The organism is Spirosoma foliorum (genome assembly GCF_014117325.1).
Lineage (GTDB): Bacteria > Bacteroidota > Bacteroidia > Cytophagales > Spirosomataceae > Spirosoma > Spirosoma foliorum.
This window is the reverse complement of record NZ_CP059732.1, coordinates 170,270-185,099: the sequence shown is the minus strand read 5'-3', so window position 1 is coordinate 185,099 and position 14,830 is coordinate 170,270. Positions and strand designations below refer to the sequence as shown.

At 46.0% G+C, this 14,830-nt stretch carries 16 protein-coding genes; 4 read left to right on the top strand and 12 right to left on the bottom strand.

Annotation, left to right across the window (positions count from 1 at the left end; all coding sequences use genetic code 11):
* Positions 1-75: 75 nt before the first annotated feature.
* On the top strand, positions 76-627 hold the full coding sequence (locus tag H3H32_RS00780) for an RNA polymerase sigma factor (RefSeq protein WP_182460794.1): 552 nt from the start codon (positions 76-78) through the stop codon (positions 625-627).
* A 15-nt stretch (positions 628-642) separates the two neighbouring features.
* Here the strand turns inward: H3H32_RS00780 and H3H32_RS00775 are convergent, their stop codons facing one another.
* From H3H32_RS00775 to lysM, 4 genes are all read right to left on the bottom strand, one after another.
* Positions 643-1,728 (bottom strand): M20 family metallo-hydrolase, encoded by a 1,086-nt coding sequence (locus H3H32_RS00775; protein WP_182460793.1) that lies wholly within the window; start codon positions 1,726-1,728, stop codon positions 643-645.
* 75 nt (positions 1,729-1,803) lie between these two features.
* The gene (locus tag H3H32_RS00770) at positions 1,804-2,688 is read right to left on the bottom strand and encodes a S1 family peptidase (RefSeq protein ID WP_182460792.1); all 885 of its coding nucleotides are present in this window, start codon (positions 2,686-2,688) and stop codon (positions 1,804-1,806) included.
* 142 nt (positions 2,689-2,830) lie between these two features.
* Complete coding sequence (locus H3H32_RS00765) at positions 2,831-3,742, bottom strand: DUF937 domain-containing protein (RefSeq protein WP_182460791.1); 912 nt, start codon at positions 3,740-3,742, stop codon at positions 2,831-2,833.
* A 150-nt stretch (positions 3,743-3,892) separates the two neighbouring features.
* Positions 3,893-4,360 carry a peptidoglycan-binding protein LysM gene (gene lysM / locus H3H32_RS00760; protein ID WP_182460790.1) on the bottom strand — a complete coding sequence of 156 codons (468 nt, stop codon included), beginning with the start codon at positions 4,358-4,360 and terminating at the stop codon, positions 3,893-3,895.
* 215 nt (positions 4,361-4,575) lie between these two features.
* Between lysM and H3H32_RS00755 the strand changes: the two genes are divergently transcribed.
* Positions 4,576-5,922, top strand: coding sequence for an SGNH/GDSL hydrolase family protein (locus H3H32_RS00755; RefSeq protein ID WP_182460789.1), 1,347 nt, complete (start codon positions 4,576-4,578; stop codon positions 5,920-5,922).
* 8 nt (positions 5,923-5,930) lie between these two features.
* The gene (locus tag H3H32_RS00750) at positions 5,931-6,728 is read left to right on the top strand and encodes an outer membrane beta-barrel protein (protein WP_182460788.1); all 798 of its coding nucleotides are present in this window, start codon (positions 5,931-5,933) and stop codon (positions 6,726-6,728) included.
* Positions 6,729-6,796: 68 nt separating this feature from the next.
* Here the strand turns inward: H3H32_RS00750 and H3H32_RS00745 are convergent, their stop codons facing one another.
* Positions 6,797-7,432 (bottom strand): hypothetical protein, encoded by a 636-nt coding sequence (locus tag H3H32_RS00745; RefSeq protein WP_182460787.1) that lies wholly within the window; start codon positions 7,430-7,432, stop codon positions 6,797-6,799.
* Between the two features lie 59 nt (positions 7,433-7,491).
* Positions 7,492-7,830, bottom strand: coding sequence for a winged helix-turn-helix transcriptional regulator (locus H3H32_RS00740; protein ID WP_182460786.1), 339 nt, complete (start codon positions 7,828-7,830; stop codon positions 7,492-7,494).
* A 507-nt stretch (positions 7,831-8,337) separates the two neighbouring features.
* On the opposite strand from H3H32_RS00740, the gene miaA reads away from it, so the two are divergent.
* A complete protein-coding gene (gene miaA / locus H3H32_RS00735; protein WP_182460785.1) occupies positions 8,338-9,222 on the top strand; it encodes a tRNA (adenosine(37)-N6)-dimethylallyltransferase MiaA in 885 nt (294 codons plus the stop codon).
* A gap of 57 nt (positions 9,223-9,279) precedes the next feature.
* Here miaA and H3H32_RS00730 read toward each other — a convergent pair whose 3' ends face one another.
* The 6 genes from H3H32_RS00730 to H3H32_RS00705 all read right to left on the bottom strand — a co-directional run bounded on the left by H3H32_RS00730 (position 9,280) and on the right by H3H32_RS00705 (position 14,799).
* Positions 9,280-9,573 (bottom strand): rhodanese-like domain-containing protein, encoded by a 294-nt coding sequence (locus tag H3H32_RS00730; RefSeq protein WP_182460784.1) that lies wholly within the window; start codon positions 9,571-9,573, stop codon positions 9,280-9,282.
* Positions 9,574-9,643: 70 nt separating this feature from the next.
* Entirely contained in the window at positions 9,644-11,563 is a 1,920-nt protein-coding gene (locus H3H32_RS00725; protein WP_182460783.1) for a T9SS type A sorting domain-containing protein, read from the bottom strand.
* 23 nt (positions 11,564-11,586) lie between these two features.
* Positions 11,587-12,363: a PASTA domain-containing protein gene (locus H3H32_RS00720; protein ID WP_182460782.1), complete on the bottom strand. Its 777-nt coding sequence runs from the start codon at positions 12,361-12,363 to the stop codon at positions 11,587-11,589.
* A gap of 64 nt (positions 12,364-12,427) precedes the next feature.
* Complete coding sequence (locus H3H32_RS00715) at positions 12,428-13,021, bottom strand: riboflavin synthase (protein ID WP_182460781.1); 594 nt, start codon at positions 13,019-13,021, stop codon at positions 12,428-12,430.
* A gap of 42 nt (positions 13,022-13,063) precedes the next feature.
* Positions 13,064-13,843, bottom strand: a complete 780-nt coding sequence (locus tag H3H32_RS00710; RefSeq protein WP_182460780.1) for a class I SAM-dependent DNA methyltransferase — start codon at positions 13,841-13,843, stop codon at positions 13,064-13,066.
* On the bottom strand, positions 13,840-14,799 hold the full coding sequence (locus tag H3H32_RS00705) for a glycosyltransferase family 2 protein (RefSeq protein WP_182460779.1): 960 nt from the start codon (positions 14,797-14,799) through the stop codon (positions 13,840-13,842). Before H3H32_RS00705 ends, H3H32_RS00710 begins: the two co-directional genes overlap by 4 nt.
* Between the last annotated feature and the right edge of the window lie 31 nt (positions 14,800-14,830).

Below are 14,830 nucleotides of genomic sequence, written 5' to 3'. Positions count from 1 at the left end.
GTACCTTAAAGTTATATAGCGTACAGGCCATTCTGGTCTGCTACGCTATATAGCGCTTAACTTCTTCATTACACCATGGAAAATGTTTATCTAACAGAGAAAAACTTCACGACTTTTTGCCAAAGCTCGAAAGAAAAAGACGCATTTGAAGCCATCTATAATCGGTATGTTGGCAAAGTCTATCTGAAGTGTCTGTCAATGACCCAGGACCCGGAAGCCTCAAAAGACTTTACGCAGGATATTTTTGTTAAGGTGTTCTTTAAACTGCAAACCTTCCAAAATCGCTCATCATTGGCAACCTGGCTTTTTTCAGTTGCTCATAATCATTGCCTCGATCAGCTTAGGCAACGTAAACGAATGTCAGTTGAGTTACTATCCGATGTAACACTGAACATAGCGGCCGAGCCCGATTCGTCTACTACCACCCAATGGCAACTCATGGAGCGTAAGATGAACGATTTATCAATACAGGAAACCAATCTGTTAAGACTCAAGTACGAAGACGGCTTGTCCATCAAAGCCATTAGCGAGCAACTCCACATGTCGGAAAGTGCGATCAAAATGCGGCTATTGCGGACTCGCGATAAGCTCCATACGTTGTGCAGCACCACGTTGTATGACAATTAAGCGCTACTTACTTGTTCAGATTATCTGTTCCAGCATCTGGATGTAACCCGTTACCCCTTCTGTAATTTCCCGGATATAAATAAACTCGTCAGCCGAATGCGACCGTCCCGAATGGCCCGGTCCGCATTTGAGCGATGGGCAGTTCAACACGGCCTGATCAGATGTTGTTGGTGAACCATAGGTATGACGTCCTAATGCAAGCCCAGCCTGCACAATGGGATGATCGGCTGGAATTGAGGACGGTTTCAGGCGAATTGACCGAGGTTTTACCTCAGCCTCAATATTTTTCCGGATCGTATCAATAACCTCTTCGAGCGTATACTGCTCGGTTACACGTACATCGATTGTAAAGGTGCAGGTATCCGGAACAACATTATGCTGCGTTCCCGCATTGATAATAGTTACGGATAGTTTAATGGGGCCAAGCGTTGGTGAAACTTTCGGGAATTGGTAGGTAGTAAGCCAATTTATATCCCGAATTGCTTTATAAATGGCATTATCTCCCTCATTACGTGCCGCATGACCGCTCACGCCATGCGCCGTGCAATCAAGTACGAGTAGCCCCTTTTCGGCGATGGCCAACTGCATTTCGGTGGGTTCACCCACAATAGCAAAGCTAATCGGCGGAAGTTCAGGCAATAACAATTCCAGTCCATCACGACCCGAAATTTCCTCTTCGGCGGTCGCTGCCATCACAATGTTATAGCGCATACCAGGCCGATCGTAGAAGTAAGCAAAAGTGGCCAACAGCGACACCAGACAACCGCCAGCATCGTTACTTCCCAACCCAAACAGCTTATCGTCGCGCTCAAGTGGCTCAAATGGATCGAGTGTCCAGGATGGATTTACCTTAACCGTATCGTGGTGTGAATTCAGTAACAGAGTTGGCTTATCAGGATCGAAGTGATAATTCTGCGCCCAGACGTTATTTTTCAGCCGATTGAACGGAATCTGTTTTTCCCGCAAAAACGCTTCGATTAATGTTGCGGTATGCTCTTCCTGTCGGCTAAACGACGGAGTCGCTATTAATTGTTTGAGCAGCGCACGAGCATCAGCCGAAAGAGCGATTTGGGTTGCCTGTTGAGCGTCGGGTTGAGTCATAAAAAAAGCGTTGACCGCGCAAAGATACAGTCAACGCCCCAAAGTCTTACGTAATATAATTAGTAGAGCAGGTTGCTATCCTTCATAAAACGTTACGCCTTTCTCGCGTAAAAAGGCTTTAATCACGTCAACATGAACGCATTTTCCGACGTTTAGAAACGGGTAATTAGACACTCTCCGTTTTCGTCCGTTCACCAGCACTTCATGATCTTCAATATCGAAACCAAGGTGCAAATGGCTCGTAGCCGACTGCATGCCATAAATCAAACCGTTACTATCGAACAAAGGGCCACCACTTTGCCCACGTAAGCCGGGCGTACTCATTTCAATACCCGTAATACTGTTTGCATCGCCAACTAATCGGGTTACAATACCGTCAATGGGAAAAGAAGGAGAATTGGTGCGCCCTAATGTATTCCACTCAATATCGTCGACAGATGGGTTGTAGCGAAAATTCGTAAACTCTGGGAAAGGATACCCCAACCGGCACAAACTACGACCCGGTTTGACTCGACTTGTATCGCCCAGAAACGTGGCGTGCGATCGATAGAGTAATCGATTATAGCCTTCAAAACGTAACAGGGCTAAATCCTGAGTGGGGTGTCGTTCGATGTGCAATTGCTGAAATTGATCAACGCAGCCAACAAAATTATTCCGTATGCGAATAATCGTATCGACACTGAGTTTAAATTTCGTTTCCAGCTGACTAACCAGATAAGCGGCATTTTTTTCTTTCAGCACATTCCGACGTGCCCCCTGAAACTCCTGATAATGTCGAAAAATAGAGTCGGCCTCAGCCACTAAATCCGCAACGTGTTTGCAGGTGATCGCATAGCCTTCCTGGTTCACAAAAAAAAGAGTAGCCGTGCCGGGTATAATGCCATCATGACCGTAGAGTCTGACAATTGAATGCAGCGGTCGGGTAAACAAATCAACGCGTTCAATGGCGTCAACAAACATAAAAGATAAACAAGTTAGCGAACTGCCACAGCGGCAAATTGATCGGCAAGTTAACCAATCCCGGCGCACTTACCGACCAACCTATTGACAGATTAACTTACTTTTTTGGCGTAGTGATGGACGTATCTTGCGTCCATACTTCTTACCGCTTCATCTTCGTGGAATCACGAATACCAAGCGGACCGGGTACTGTTGAGTCTGATACTTGTCCGTGAGCTTGCCGTATGCTTGCCTTGGTAGCCGCCGATGTGTCTTCAACCGCATCGGATTCGACACGGGCTGTGGAGTCCGTGCTGATGCCATCGACACTGTTCTGGTTTTCGCGGCATTGCTGTACAAACATAAAACCGACCAGTAAGGCAATGGCAATTAGTGCCCAACGGAGCCAGCGCACATTTTCATGTCGCCTTTCACCTTCGGTGCTTTTAGGAATGTTCGGATTGATAATCGTTCCACTAAGATTATCAGTCCCTTGAACCTCAGTTTGTGGCCCTGTAGGGGTAACCAGATCGTTGAAACCTAAAAGGCTCCCAATTCCGTCAAGTCCACTCGGTAATGCCTGTTTGAATTCGGTAGCCTGCCCCAATAGCAGCGTTTGCAGATTTTCGGCACTCAGTCCTTTTTCCTGCTCCTGACGGCCTAAAACGCCCATTAGTATTATGCCTGCCTGAGTCAGAATCGTGTGCACCGATTGCGGTTTCGTACCACTGTATATACTAATGAGTTCAATAACGCGAGGAAGCTTATCGTCAAAAATATGATCCAGGAAATCACGACTGTTAGCCGTTGTATTCGCATTAATGATATGTTCACTAATCGACTGGCTCACATTGAGGGGTGTTTTTCCATAATCCTCTTTATCCAGGAACGAAATAATGGATGAACTTCCACCTGTGGCCTGAATATGCCGTGTGAGTCCTCCTAAGAGAGTTGGTAGCACGCCATTAATCGCTTTAAGCGTGCTAGCCGATGATTCGCTTAGTTCACTCCCCAATTGATCGACTACGGCTGGGGTGAACTGTTCTTTCAGATATGACAATAAATGAACGGCCATGAGTTCTTCGTTGAGTTGAGACCAATAGAACCGTTCCTGGGGCCAAATGTTATGGCCAACAAACGTAATAGGGTTATTGAGTTATAAAGTGGACTTGAAGCCCTAAAACTTTATAACTCAATAACCCTATTACTTTATAACTCTATACTTCTATAATTGCGGAATCCGTAATACCTGATCAGGATAGATCAGATCAGGATCTTTCAGCATTGGCTTATTCGCTTCGAAAATAATGCCGTATTTCATCGGATCGCCATATACTTCTTTGGCGATTTTCGACAGTGAATCGCCCGATTTTACTGTATAGAATTTACCTTCTGGAGCGGGTGCATCAACAACCAGTTGGTTATCAACAGCCGATACGCCTTCAACGTTACCAACGGCCAGCGCGATCTTCTCAGAATCTTCCTGCGTTTTTACAGAACCTGTTATGGTGACGGTATCTCCTTTTGTTTTAACCGTCAAGCTATTGTAAGCAAGTCCCAGCTGCTTTACGTGGTCAAGCAGAGCCTGAGCGCGAACGGGTTCAACTTTTTCAGCTTCTGCTGGTTGTGGAACCACCTCATCTTTGTGAAAAATCTTTTCGCCTACTCCCTTAAAAAATGATAACAGACCCATTGGCTTAGTATAGTTTTAATGAAACATGTATAATGATCGGCAATAACGCCAACTCATTCGTGACAAACAACAGATTGGGTTTAAGGTTTGTTTAAGAGCCTCTCGCCTTCTGGTAACGATTTGACGATTAAATGGGCGTGGGGTAACAGAAAGCCACTACTTTTGCGTTCTTTTTTTACAATTTTATCTTTCTTTCAACCAACCTATATACGCTAATGAAAGTCAAGAATAGGTTTCGGTGGGGATTAGTGCTGACCACAGTGGTTGGGCTAACTGCCTGCACGAATAATGACATTGATCCGAATGCCGGTGTTGTAACGCCGACCCCAACCAAAGGCAGTGCCGACTTCACAAAGTATGTGGCCGTGGGTAACTCACTAACAGCTGGTTATGCCGATGGCGGTCTTTATCGTGACAGCCAGCTTAATTCGTACCCTAGCATTCTGGCAGGTCAGTTTACAACTGTTGGTGGCGGCAGTTTTGTGCAACCGCTCTTCACCGAAGCTCAGGCAGCCGGTTCTGGTTATCTGAAACTTATTCGCGTGCCCTCCTTGGCTGATCCAACTACCCTGATCACGTCTATTGCGCAGGTAGCACCCGGTGCCGCACGGGGGGGAAATACAGCAGGCGGGTCCCCTTTATTAACCAAATTCACAGATGCGAATCAGAATTTAGGGGTTCCGGGTATACGGGTATCGGATATATTGACAGTTGGTTATGGGTCCACACAAGGGAATCAATATTTCGAACGATTAGTAGCGAATCCAGCAACTACCTACTTCCAGTATATGAGTGATAACCTGAGCGGGGCTACGTTCTATTCCTGCTGGTTAGGGAACAACGATGCGCTTGGTTATGCAACAAGTGGTGGTGTTACGCCCCTTACGCCTGTTGACCTGTTCACCACAAATTTCACGGCTGCAATGAACAAATTAGCCGAAGGTGGTCGTAAAGGCGTTGTTATGGGCATTCCCAACATTATCATAACGCCATATTTTTCAACGGTAACGGTATCTTTGGCAGTGGCACAAATCAACTTAGTGCTTAATAACCCTACACCAGCGATTACAGCTTTAGTGATCCAAACAGCCCAGGGTGTTCGCGCTACGAAGACTGGCGATTTGCTGATGATTCCAAACGCTCTGGAGTACGCTAAAATTGGAAGTACAGCGGTTGGAACAAAAACTGGCCCTTATGGTCTTAGCGCCAGCAATCCATTACCTACCCAGTATGTACTGGATGCCGATGAGGTAACGGCTCTAAACACGGCGATTACTACTTACAACGGCATCATGAAAGCCCAGGCAGACGCCAAAGGTGCCGCCTATGTTGATCCAAACACGGTGTTAAGTCAGGCAGCAACCGGTTTTACCCAAAACGGCATCAGCTACAGTTCCAGCTTTATTCAGGGGGGCGTATTTAGTCTCGATGGCATTCACTTAACCCCTGCCGGGTATGCACTTATGGCCAACGAAATCATTAAAGGAATCAATACAAAATACGGTTCGACGGTTCCACAGGTTAATCCAGCCAACTATCGTCGTGTACTGTTGCAACAATAAACTCACTCATGAAACTACGTCAACTTTCATTGGCCACGCTACTTCTGGTGAGTGCGTCGGCAGCCTTTGCTCAGAATACCGTTCGATCTCTTGAATTTGGTATCAAAGGCGGAGCCACGTTTACCCACGGCTATACGACCATTCCTGGCCAAACGGTGGGGAGCGTTCAAGTTCCTAACCTGGAAAATAAAAATAATGGTATCGGCTACGGCTATTCAGGTGGCTTGTGGGCACGGAAAAACTTCAACACCTTTTTTATTCAGGCTGAAGTCACGTACAATCGATTCGTACTGAAACAGGTTGGCGCTCTTACCATTGATGTAAACGCTAGCTCTACTTTAGCCAATGCTCTCCCCATCACTGTTCAACCAGGAATACTCAATGCAACGCTGAATGTTGTATCAGAGTCGGTATTGCAGGCGGTTGATGTTCCCGTACTGATCGGTAAACGCTGGATGGGCGGGAAACTCCGAGGCTATGCTGGGCCCAACTTTATTTTTGTTCAGAAAGCCACCGCCACCCGAACTACGTCAGGGGCCATTAATGCCAACTCAAGCGTATCTTTCCCTAAAACGGATATTCCGGCCAGTACAGGCACAACAAATCTGCTGAATAAGTACGAAGCGCAGAATTTAGAAGTAAAAGATTTTACGTACGCGTTGGAAGTCGGTGTAGGTTATACGCCCGTCCCTTTCTTAGATGTTGACCTACGCTATGCCGCTCCCGTTGGTGGTGTATATAAAGACACGGGTATCAAGGGGTTCCTGGGCATAGCAACCCTCTCGCTCGGCTTCAAAGTATTTTAGGAGTATCATGACTTCAGTCCGTGTATAAGTTGGATTTATACACAGACTGAAGCCAATGGGTACATTTTTTATTCGGCTACGAGTGCAAAGCTCGTGTTGACAGGCTTAAGTCGGTAGCGAGCCATTTTATAACCGCCAGAGGGTTCTGCGTTTGCATCGCCCGATTGGTAAATGGGGTATTTTCGACAAAGAATATCTCGTTCAACCCATAGGCTATCGTGCCCCATATAGCCCTCAACCGATGCCGCACGCCAGTTCGGTACGATAACATCCGCTTTTCGTTCGGGTAGGAATTGCCAGGCATAAACGCGACCAAATGAGCCACTGCCATCACTGGCACTATACACATATAGCTCAGGAAATCGGTTATTATCTAAGTCTGCAACTTCGGCTCCAACAACAGCGCCATCAACCCGAACTCGAAAGTTCGTTAAGAGCAACTCCCCCCTATACGCTTTCACAATCACATCGCGCACACGCCCGCTATCGGCCGCGGTTACGTTGAAATTGTATACATTGAATTGTAATGTCTTCGTATAGGAAGGAGCCCAATGACCAGAATTGCCAGATAATAAGAGCTGTGCTTGTTGAGTTGTAACTACCGTCTTATCAGTATGTTGCTGATTGTCCACAGCCAGGTGTTTACCAGCCAATTGGGTCAAACCCAGGACGATCACTAAAAAACAACATAGCTTACTATTCATTGACTCCAATTGCCGTGTGTTTATCATCAACGACACGAAGTCGAAAAAAGTTGATTTAACTAAGGCTCCAGAAAAGTTTCGCCAATTGATGTCAGGTCCAACAGTGTTGGTAAAACTTTTTGGCCTTTTGCGGTCAGGCTATATTCAACACGAGGAGGTACTTCATTAAACGCCTTCTTTTCAATTACGCCCAGACTAACCAATGCCTTCAGTTCCTGAATCAAAACTTTTTCACTCACATCAGGAATCATTCGTCGTAATTCACCATATCGGCGAGCTTCTGTACCTAATTGATAAATGATGTACAATCGCCATTTTCCGCAAATAATATCTAAGGTTTTTTTCAGCGCTAATTGGGTAGCATCAATGTTTTTTTGAGTAGTCAATTGTTTATTCATGAGAGGTTTTTTCACTAACCTTTTGGTAGGTAAAGCGTTGATTAAAAGGCACTTGCAACAATATGAGCAAATATAGATATTTGTAATTAATCTATAACACAAACTGTTTTTAGCAGCAATACAAATAAAAATAGTTTGTGTAACTATCTGCTAATCAATCAGGATAACCACGTGGAAAATCCAAACCGAAATAGGTTTAATCCGGCGCTACTTAACGCTTATCAAGTGTGAGTTACAATCGATAAAGATATCGGTTCCTCACTCAGATGATACTATCGTTTTAGCCCCTAAATTTTACCATCTGACCAACCGATAAAAAGAGGCCTGGAAGTAGCCGTTTAGCTCAGATTCGCCGACACAAGTTGCCTAAATAATATTCTCACGTATAGCTATTAACGAATGAGAATACTAAATGGATTTTTTTCCTAAAAAAATGAGGGAGTGGGCCACGCTTTCGAAGACAACCAGCGTAACGTAATTTTGCCGGATTTCTAATCTGGACAACGTTTGAAAACACTGCTCGTTATAGCTGGCCCTACAGCTGTTGGTAAAACCGCTTTATGTGTTCAATTGGCTAAGACCCTTCAGACCGATGTGGTTTCGGCTGATTCCAGGCAACTCTACCGTGAGCTCAGCATTGGTACCGCAAAACCCACTCCTGAAGAGATGGGCGGAGTACGCCATCATTTCATCAATTCGCATTCCATTGTCGATCCGGTTAATGCCGGACGGTACGAACGCGAATGCCTTGCTTTGCTAAACGAATTATTTCAGGAAACAGACGTCGTTATTTTATCGGGAGGTACAGGTCTGTATATCAATGCTGTTTGCTTTGGCCTTGATGATATTCCGTCTGTCGAACCCGCCCTTCGCGAACATTTATTCAATCGACTACAACAGGAAGGATTAGCTGTACTACAGGAAGAATTACGAGAACTTGACCCCGTATATGCCCAAACGGCAGATTTACAGAATCCAATTCGCGTGACACGGGCGCTTGAAGTTTGCTTAACAACTGGGCTACCTTATTCGTCATTTCGTCGGCAACAACCTACCGAACGGCCTTTCCGATCCGTACTGATTGCCCTTGAGCGGCCACGTGAAGAGTTGTATACGCGAATTGATACCCGAATGGACGCTATGCTTGCGGCAGGTCTGATTGATGAAGTAGCCTCCCTTGTACCTTATCGCCATTTACCGGCGCTTCAGACCGTTGGCTATCAGGAAGTTTTCCCGTATCTGGACGGCCAATATGATTACGAGGAGATGGTCCGCCTGCTGAAACGCAACTCTCGGCGTTATGCCAAACGACAGCTAACCTGGTTCCGTAATCAGGGAAATTATCAATGGGTTAGCCCTAGTGATGAGAAAGAAATACTTAGCTATGTATGATGTAGGATATATGATGTCTTGAGAGACATCATATATCCTACATCATACATACTTATCTTACTGTGCTCGGTAGGCCAGCATTCCGCCAATTACATTGCGAACATTATTAAAGCCATTCTGTTCCAGAATCTGTTGTGCCATACCACTCCGTTTTCCAGACCGGCAATGCACAATTACTTCTTCATCCTGCAAACCATCGAGTTCATCTAAGCGATATGGTAAATCGCCCAACGGAATAAGCGTTGCGCCAATGTTGTCGTCCTCATATTCGTCGGGTTCGCGAACGTCAAACAGATTTAACTTCTCTCCTTTGTCGAGTCGTTCTTTTAACTCCTGTACGGTAATGTCCATGATTAATTAGTAGTCAATAGTTGTTAGTCGTAAGCTAGTGAAGGTTGATAAGTAACAACGATTGACGGGTTTAATGTTGAATGATTAATTTTTGCACGGTTGTCTGCTGTTTGGCAAAAAGCCGAATTAAATACAGGCCATCGGGCAGATAACTCAAGTCTAACGTTTGCTGCCCGCGTTCTGGTTCAAGCGCATGCACCAGCCTGCCCATCGTATTTAACACCTCTATACGAGTTAAGCGTGGGTCGTCCCACTGAATAACGCCCGTTGTTGGATTCGGATACGTTCGAAGGGGAACCACAGCTTCCGGTTCGGTGGCCGTTACAACAGCCAGCTTCCCACCCATTACGGGCCTGAGCATAAAGGCGCCCTGCACTTGTAAGGCAGAAGCGGTAGCACCCGGAGCTGCTTTTTGCAAATTCTGCTCCCAGTTCGTTCCGCCGTTGTAGAAAATGTTTTCACCAAACGGGCTATTCTTATCAAATCCTAACCGCAAAAGTGTGGTATCGCTACTACTAATTTGCTGGTATCCAACGTAAAACGTATCCTTTACGATGACACCCCGGGTAAATTTATAATCTACGAATCCATTACGCGTGGTAGGATACTGCATCGAAAACGACTGTTGGTACAGGGCAATACCTGGCTTACCATTCTGATTCGCATACACCGTAAGCACAAAAGGTTGCCCATTCTGATTCGTCGTAAACGGAACAATACACGCCCGAACGCTCCCAACGGTATCGGGCTTGTTCAGAATAAAACGCACGGCAATCTGTTCGCGCTGCCTGATTTGCTGCGCATACTCCCAGGCGCCATCATCGTAGGCGTAGTAATTGTCGAGGGCCGCTACGGCTGAGATCGTATCATTCCGCAGAAGCGTCTTTGGATCACGCTGAAAAATTACATTCTGGTCATCACTCGTTTCCAGATCTAGCTCGTAGCGTAACACCGCTTTTTCTTTTGTAATATCAACTTTGTTCCTGAAGTATGGATGTACATTTCTCTGCTGCAAACCAAGTACGGATATAGGAACGGTTACGGTATCCTGTAATACACTCCCCGATATTTCATCACGGACTCTGAAGCGAGACGAAATTGGGTTAGGGGCTTCGATCAAGTTTCTGATTACAAATCGAACCGTATCGGCAAGCTCCTTTGCGCTAGCGCCGTTTACTTTATACTGCGACATCGGCATAGCCGTATAGCGTCTCAAAAGTGGGGTAAGTAGCTTTTGAGTGGCCACGTCGATCATCGATTTAAAAAAGGGACTACTGGGATTTCTGTTTTTATCCAGATAAACATAGTCAACATTCCAGGTATCGAATGGGCCGGAGCGTCGACCATAGGAGCAGAACTGAAACGTGAAGCCATCATAGAAATAAGCAGCATCAGTAAGTTGAACAGACGCCCAGTTAAACGTGCTATCGGCATTGCCACCCACTTTTCCCCACACCGTTTTCCAGACACCGTTTACATCCTTAAATTGGAGTAAAAGGGAATCGCCGGGCAGAAGAATTGGGGGGCTTCCTTGTGGTGTAGACAGTGTATCGCCAGGATCGGGTAACTCCCCAAGCCCTTTGGCCTGCCAATAAAAAGTGAGATATACACCACTCGCTGCCGATAAGCCTGCCAGATTAATTGGTTTCGATTGAAGCGTATCGGTGTATCCCTGGTTCAACGGGTCGTTACTAACATAAGGCTGTCCATTGTCCTTAAGCCCATCAAATGTTGCCACATTGATAGTAGGCTGATCGATCGCCATTGTATTATTGATGTATACGCCCTTACCCGGTACCCAGCGCGCAGGATCGGGAACTTCAGAACCAGCTCGAGCTGCCTGGGTGGCAAAATCATCAAAAAATGGCAGTTGCAAGGACGTTTGCGCGCTTGTCACTAACGTCTGTAAAGTACAGATAATCAGCAAAAAGCTACGCAAAAGCCGTTGAACAATTCCTGTGTGCGATTGATTAAGTAAAGCAATTCCCATTAGGCATTCGTGCCGAAAGTTTTTTATTGGTCTGGCTCAATTGGCCCCACGATCCACAAATCCATTGTTTCACCAACGCGGATACGTTCGCCAGATCGGGCTTCGGGTCGCTGTTTCACAACAGTTCCAACTTCCTTCTCTGGATCATCAACGGAAATTTTCGTGCCAACTTTCAAATTAGAACCACGAATAGCCGCTTCCGCTTCGTCGAGGGGTAATCCTACAACGTTTGGAATCTCAAACATCGTACTTCCAAGCCCATCACCAATTTCAAGATCAATCTTAGCTCCTTTCGGAACGGGGGTTCCGGGGGCAATTTGTTTACCGTTGTACAATTGCCGAAGCACCGCATTTTTGGCGACATCGGGCACATAAATTCGTTCGCCTATGGCTAATCCCAGCGATTGTAAATTCAGTTCTGCGCTACGAAAGGTCAGGCTCTCTAACTGCGGCATTGCCACCATAGGCGCCACCCGTTTTACGAGTGTCACATAGATTTTACGGCCTTCTTTCACTTTGGCGTTAGCCCGAGGATACTGTTGAATGACCGTCAGCGGCTGTGCTCCCGCCACAAACGTGCAGTCACTGACTTCGTACCGAAGATCGCGATCTTCCAGAAGGTTTTGCATCTCATCAAAGCTCAGTTTTGTAACATCCGGCACGGTGATCGTTTGCCCGTGGTTGGTCGTAAAAGGCAGATACACAAAGAAGAAGGCCAGAAACAAAACAGCCATCAGGGCCGCAATAATGCCAACGTTAATCAGCAGGTCAGAAAAGGAGCGGGTGCTGATTTTAGTCATTCGGGAGTTCGTGAATTAGTGATAGGGTAAGCTGAATAGTACAAAGAAAAGAATCCTAAACCGGTTATTGATAGCCGCCAAGCATTTTTTTAATGTACTTCCCGATAATATCAAATTCCAGATTGACTACATCGCCGACCTTGAGATCACTAAATGTGGTATGCTCATGGGTGTATGGAATGATTGTTACCCGAAACTGATCGGTTTGCGAGTTAAAAACGGTTAAACTAACGCCATTAATACAAATGGACCCTTTTTCGACGGTTACATTGCCCGCCGTGTCGGGTTCATACCGAAAGTCGAATAGCCAGCTACCATTTAAATCCTGAACATTCGTACAAATTCCGGTCTGGTCGACGTGCCCCTGTACAATGTGCCCATCAAAACGGCCATTAGCTGGCATACATCGTTCCAGGTTGACCCGATCGCCCGTTTTAATCTTCCCTAAATTGGTTTTTTTGAGGGTTTCGTCAACAGCCGTAACGGTATAACTTCCGTCACTCACACTCGTTACCGTCAGACAAACGCCATTATGGCTTACGCTTTGATCAATTTTTAACTCAGAAGCCATCGCCGATTCAATACGAAAAGTCAGGTTTGTACCTTCTGCTTCAATTGCCGATACACGGCCAGTTGTTTCAACAATACCAGTAAACATAGAAGTCGATAGAGATTAGTCGATAGTCATCGGCTGTTGTTTTTACTTGACAGACGGGTGCTGACTACTGACTACCATAAACAGCGAACTACCAAATGGGGTTCGGCTCATGAATTTTTGTTCGGTTCGGACAATTCGATACAGCGTCTCGTTAAGCCAGTGGCTAGGCAAGTACACATCCGATTGGGCATTTTCGGGCTTTTGCCAGCCGAGTCGTAGTTGTAATCGTTGCCATCTACGCATAAGCAAAATCATGGGCGATAACACAAAGCTCCAATACGTTGCCCGCTGTATTCGTAATCCAGTTGGCGGCATTAGTTGCTCAAAATCGGTTAGAACAAACCGTCGTAGTATGCCAACAGCAATATCGTGCTGCCCCTCAAATACGGAAAACGCATTATTGTTGCTCACCAAAATACCCTCAGATTTTAACCGGCGCGCTAACGCCAACAAAAGCGGTGGCAGCTCGGATTCGGTAAAGTAGCAAAATACATCATTGCAGATAATGGCGTCATATTGAATTGCAGGCTCAAAGCTGGCGAGTGTCGTCAAATCCAAAAACGTAACCGAGAAGCCACGCTCGTTGCAAAACGCCACGGCATCTGTCGATCCATCAATTCCACGAAGCTGTGTGTAACCCCGCCGACGTAAGAAATCGAGCATCCCACCTGTACCACAACCGGCATCCAGAATTTGAATATCCCGGCGATCACCAAATTGTCGCTCAAGAGCTGTTACAACACGTTCGTGAAGGTTTCGGTACCACCACAATTGGCCTTCCAGCTCGAACATTTTCGCATATTCTTCTGAACGACCAATCATAGTTTAGGAGATAGGGCCAAGGGGTTCGGGGCAGAGGGCGTTGCCACAGCTTGCTTTTTTTCTACATAGGGCGGCAACCCACTATAAGCCATGAATAGTTTGCCAAGATATTCGCCCAATACACCCAGAAAAAGCAGTTGCAAACCCAGTCCGGTGACAATGCCCCATAGTACAATACTCCATCCTGGTAGAATGAATGCACTGACTAGCCAACCTATCAACAAGGCCAGACCCGCAAGTAAACCCAAACCAAATAGAACTAGGCCAAACACCGTAAACACGCGAATTGGCCACAGAGAATACCCAATGAATACATTTAGGGTTAAGCCAACTAATTTTCGAAAGGTATAGCTTGAGCGTCCTTCAGCACGGGCGTTATGCGGTACCTCAACGCTGCCAACGTTGCGCGTCACCCGAAAAATAAGGCCGTCAATGTAGGGGTACGGGCCGCGATAACGAATAATTTCCGCAACCACCTCACTCCGAATCAACTTAAAACTCGATAAATACAGATTTCGGGGTTTACCAATCGAATAAGTGGTTAACGTGTTAACCAACCAACTTCCCAGATTCCTAAACCAATGATGCTGCTTTTGCGCATAGTGACTGTAAACTACATCGTGCCCATTCGCTTCAGCATGGGCAACAAGCGTCAGGATCGCTTCGGGTGGATTCTGAAAATCATCGTCGATGATAACTACGTATTGACCATTTGCATGATTGAGTCCACACAAAACGGCATTAAACTCGCCAAAATTTCGACGGAGCGACACAAACTTAACATTCGCAAATCTGGTCTCCAGCTGTTGACAAATCATCTCTGAACCGTCGGCACTGCCATCATTGACCAGTACAATATCAAATACCTGGCCAGCCAAACACGCCTGCAATCGATCAACCAACGGACCAATCGTTCGTTCACTGTTATAGACGGGAATGACAACAGACAAGTTCATGGTTGAATGATGAATGATGAATGATGAATGA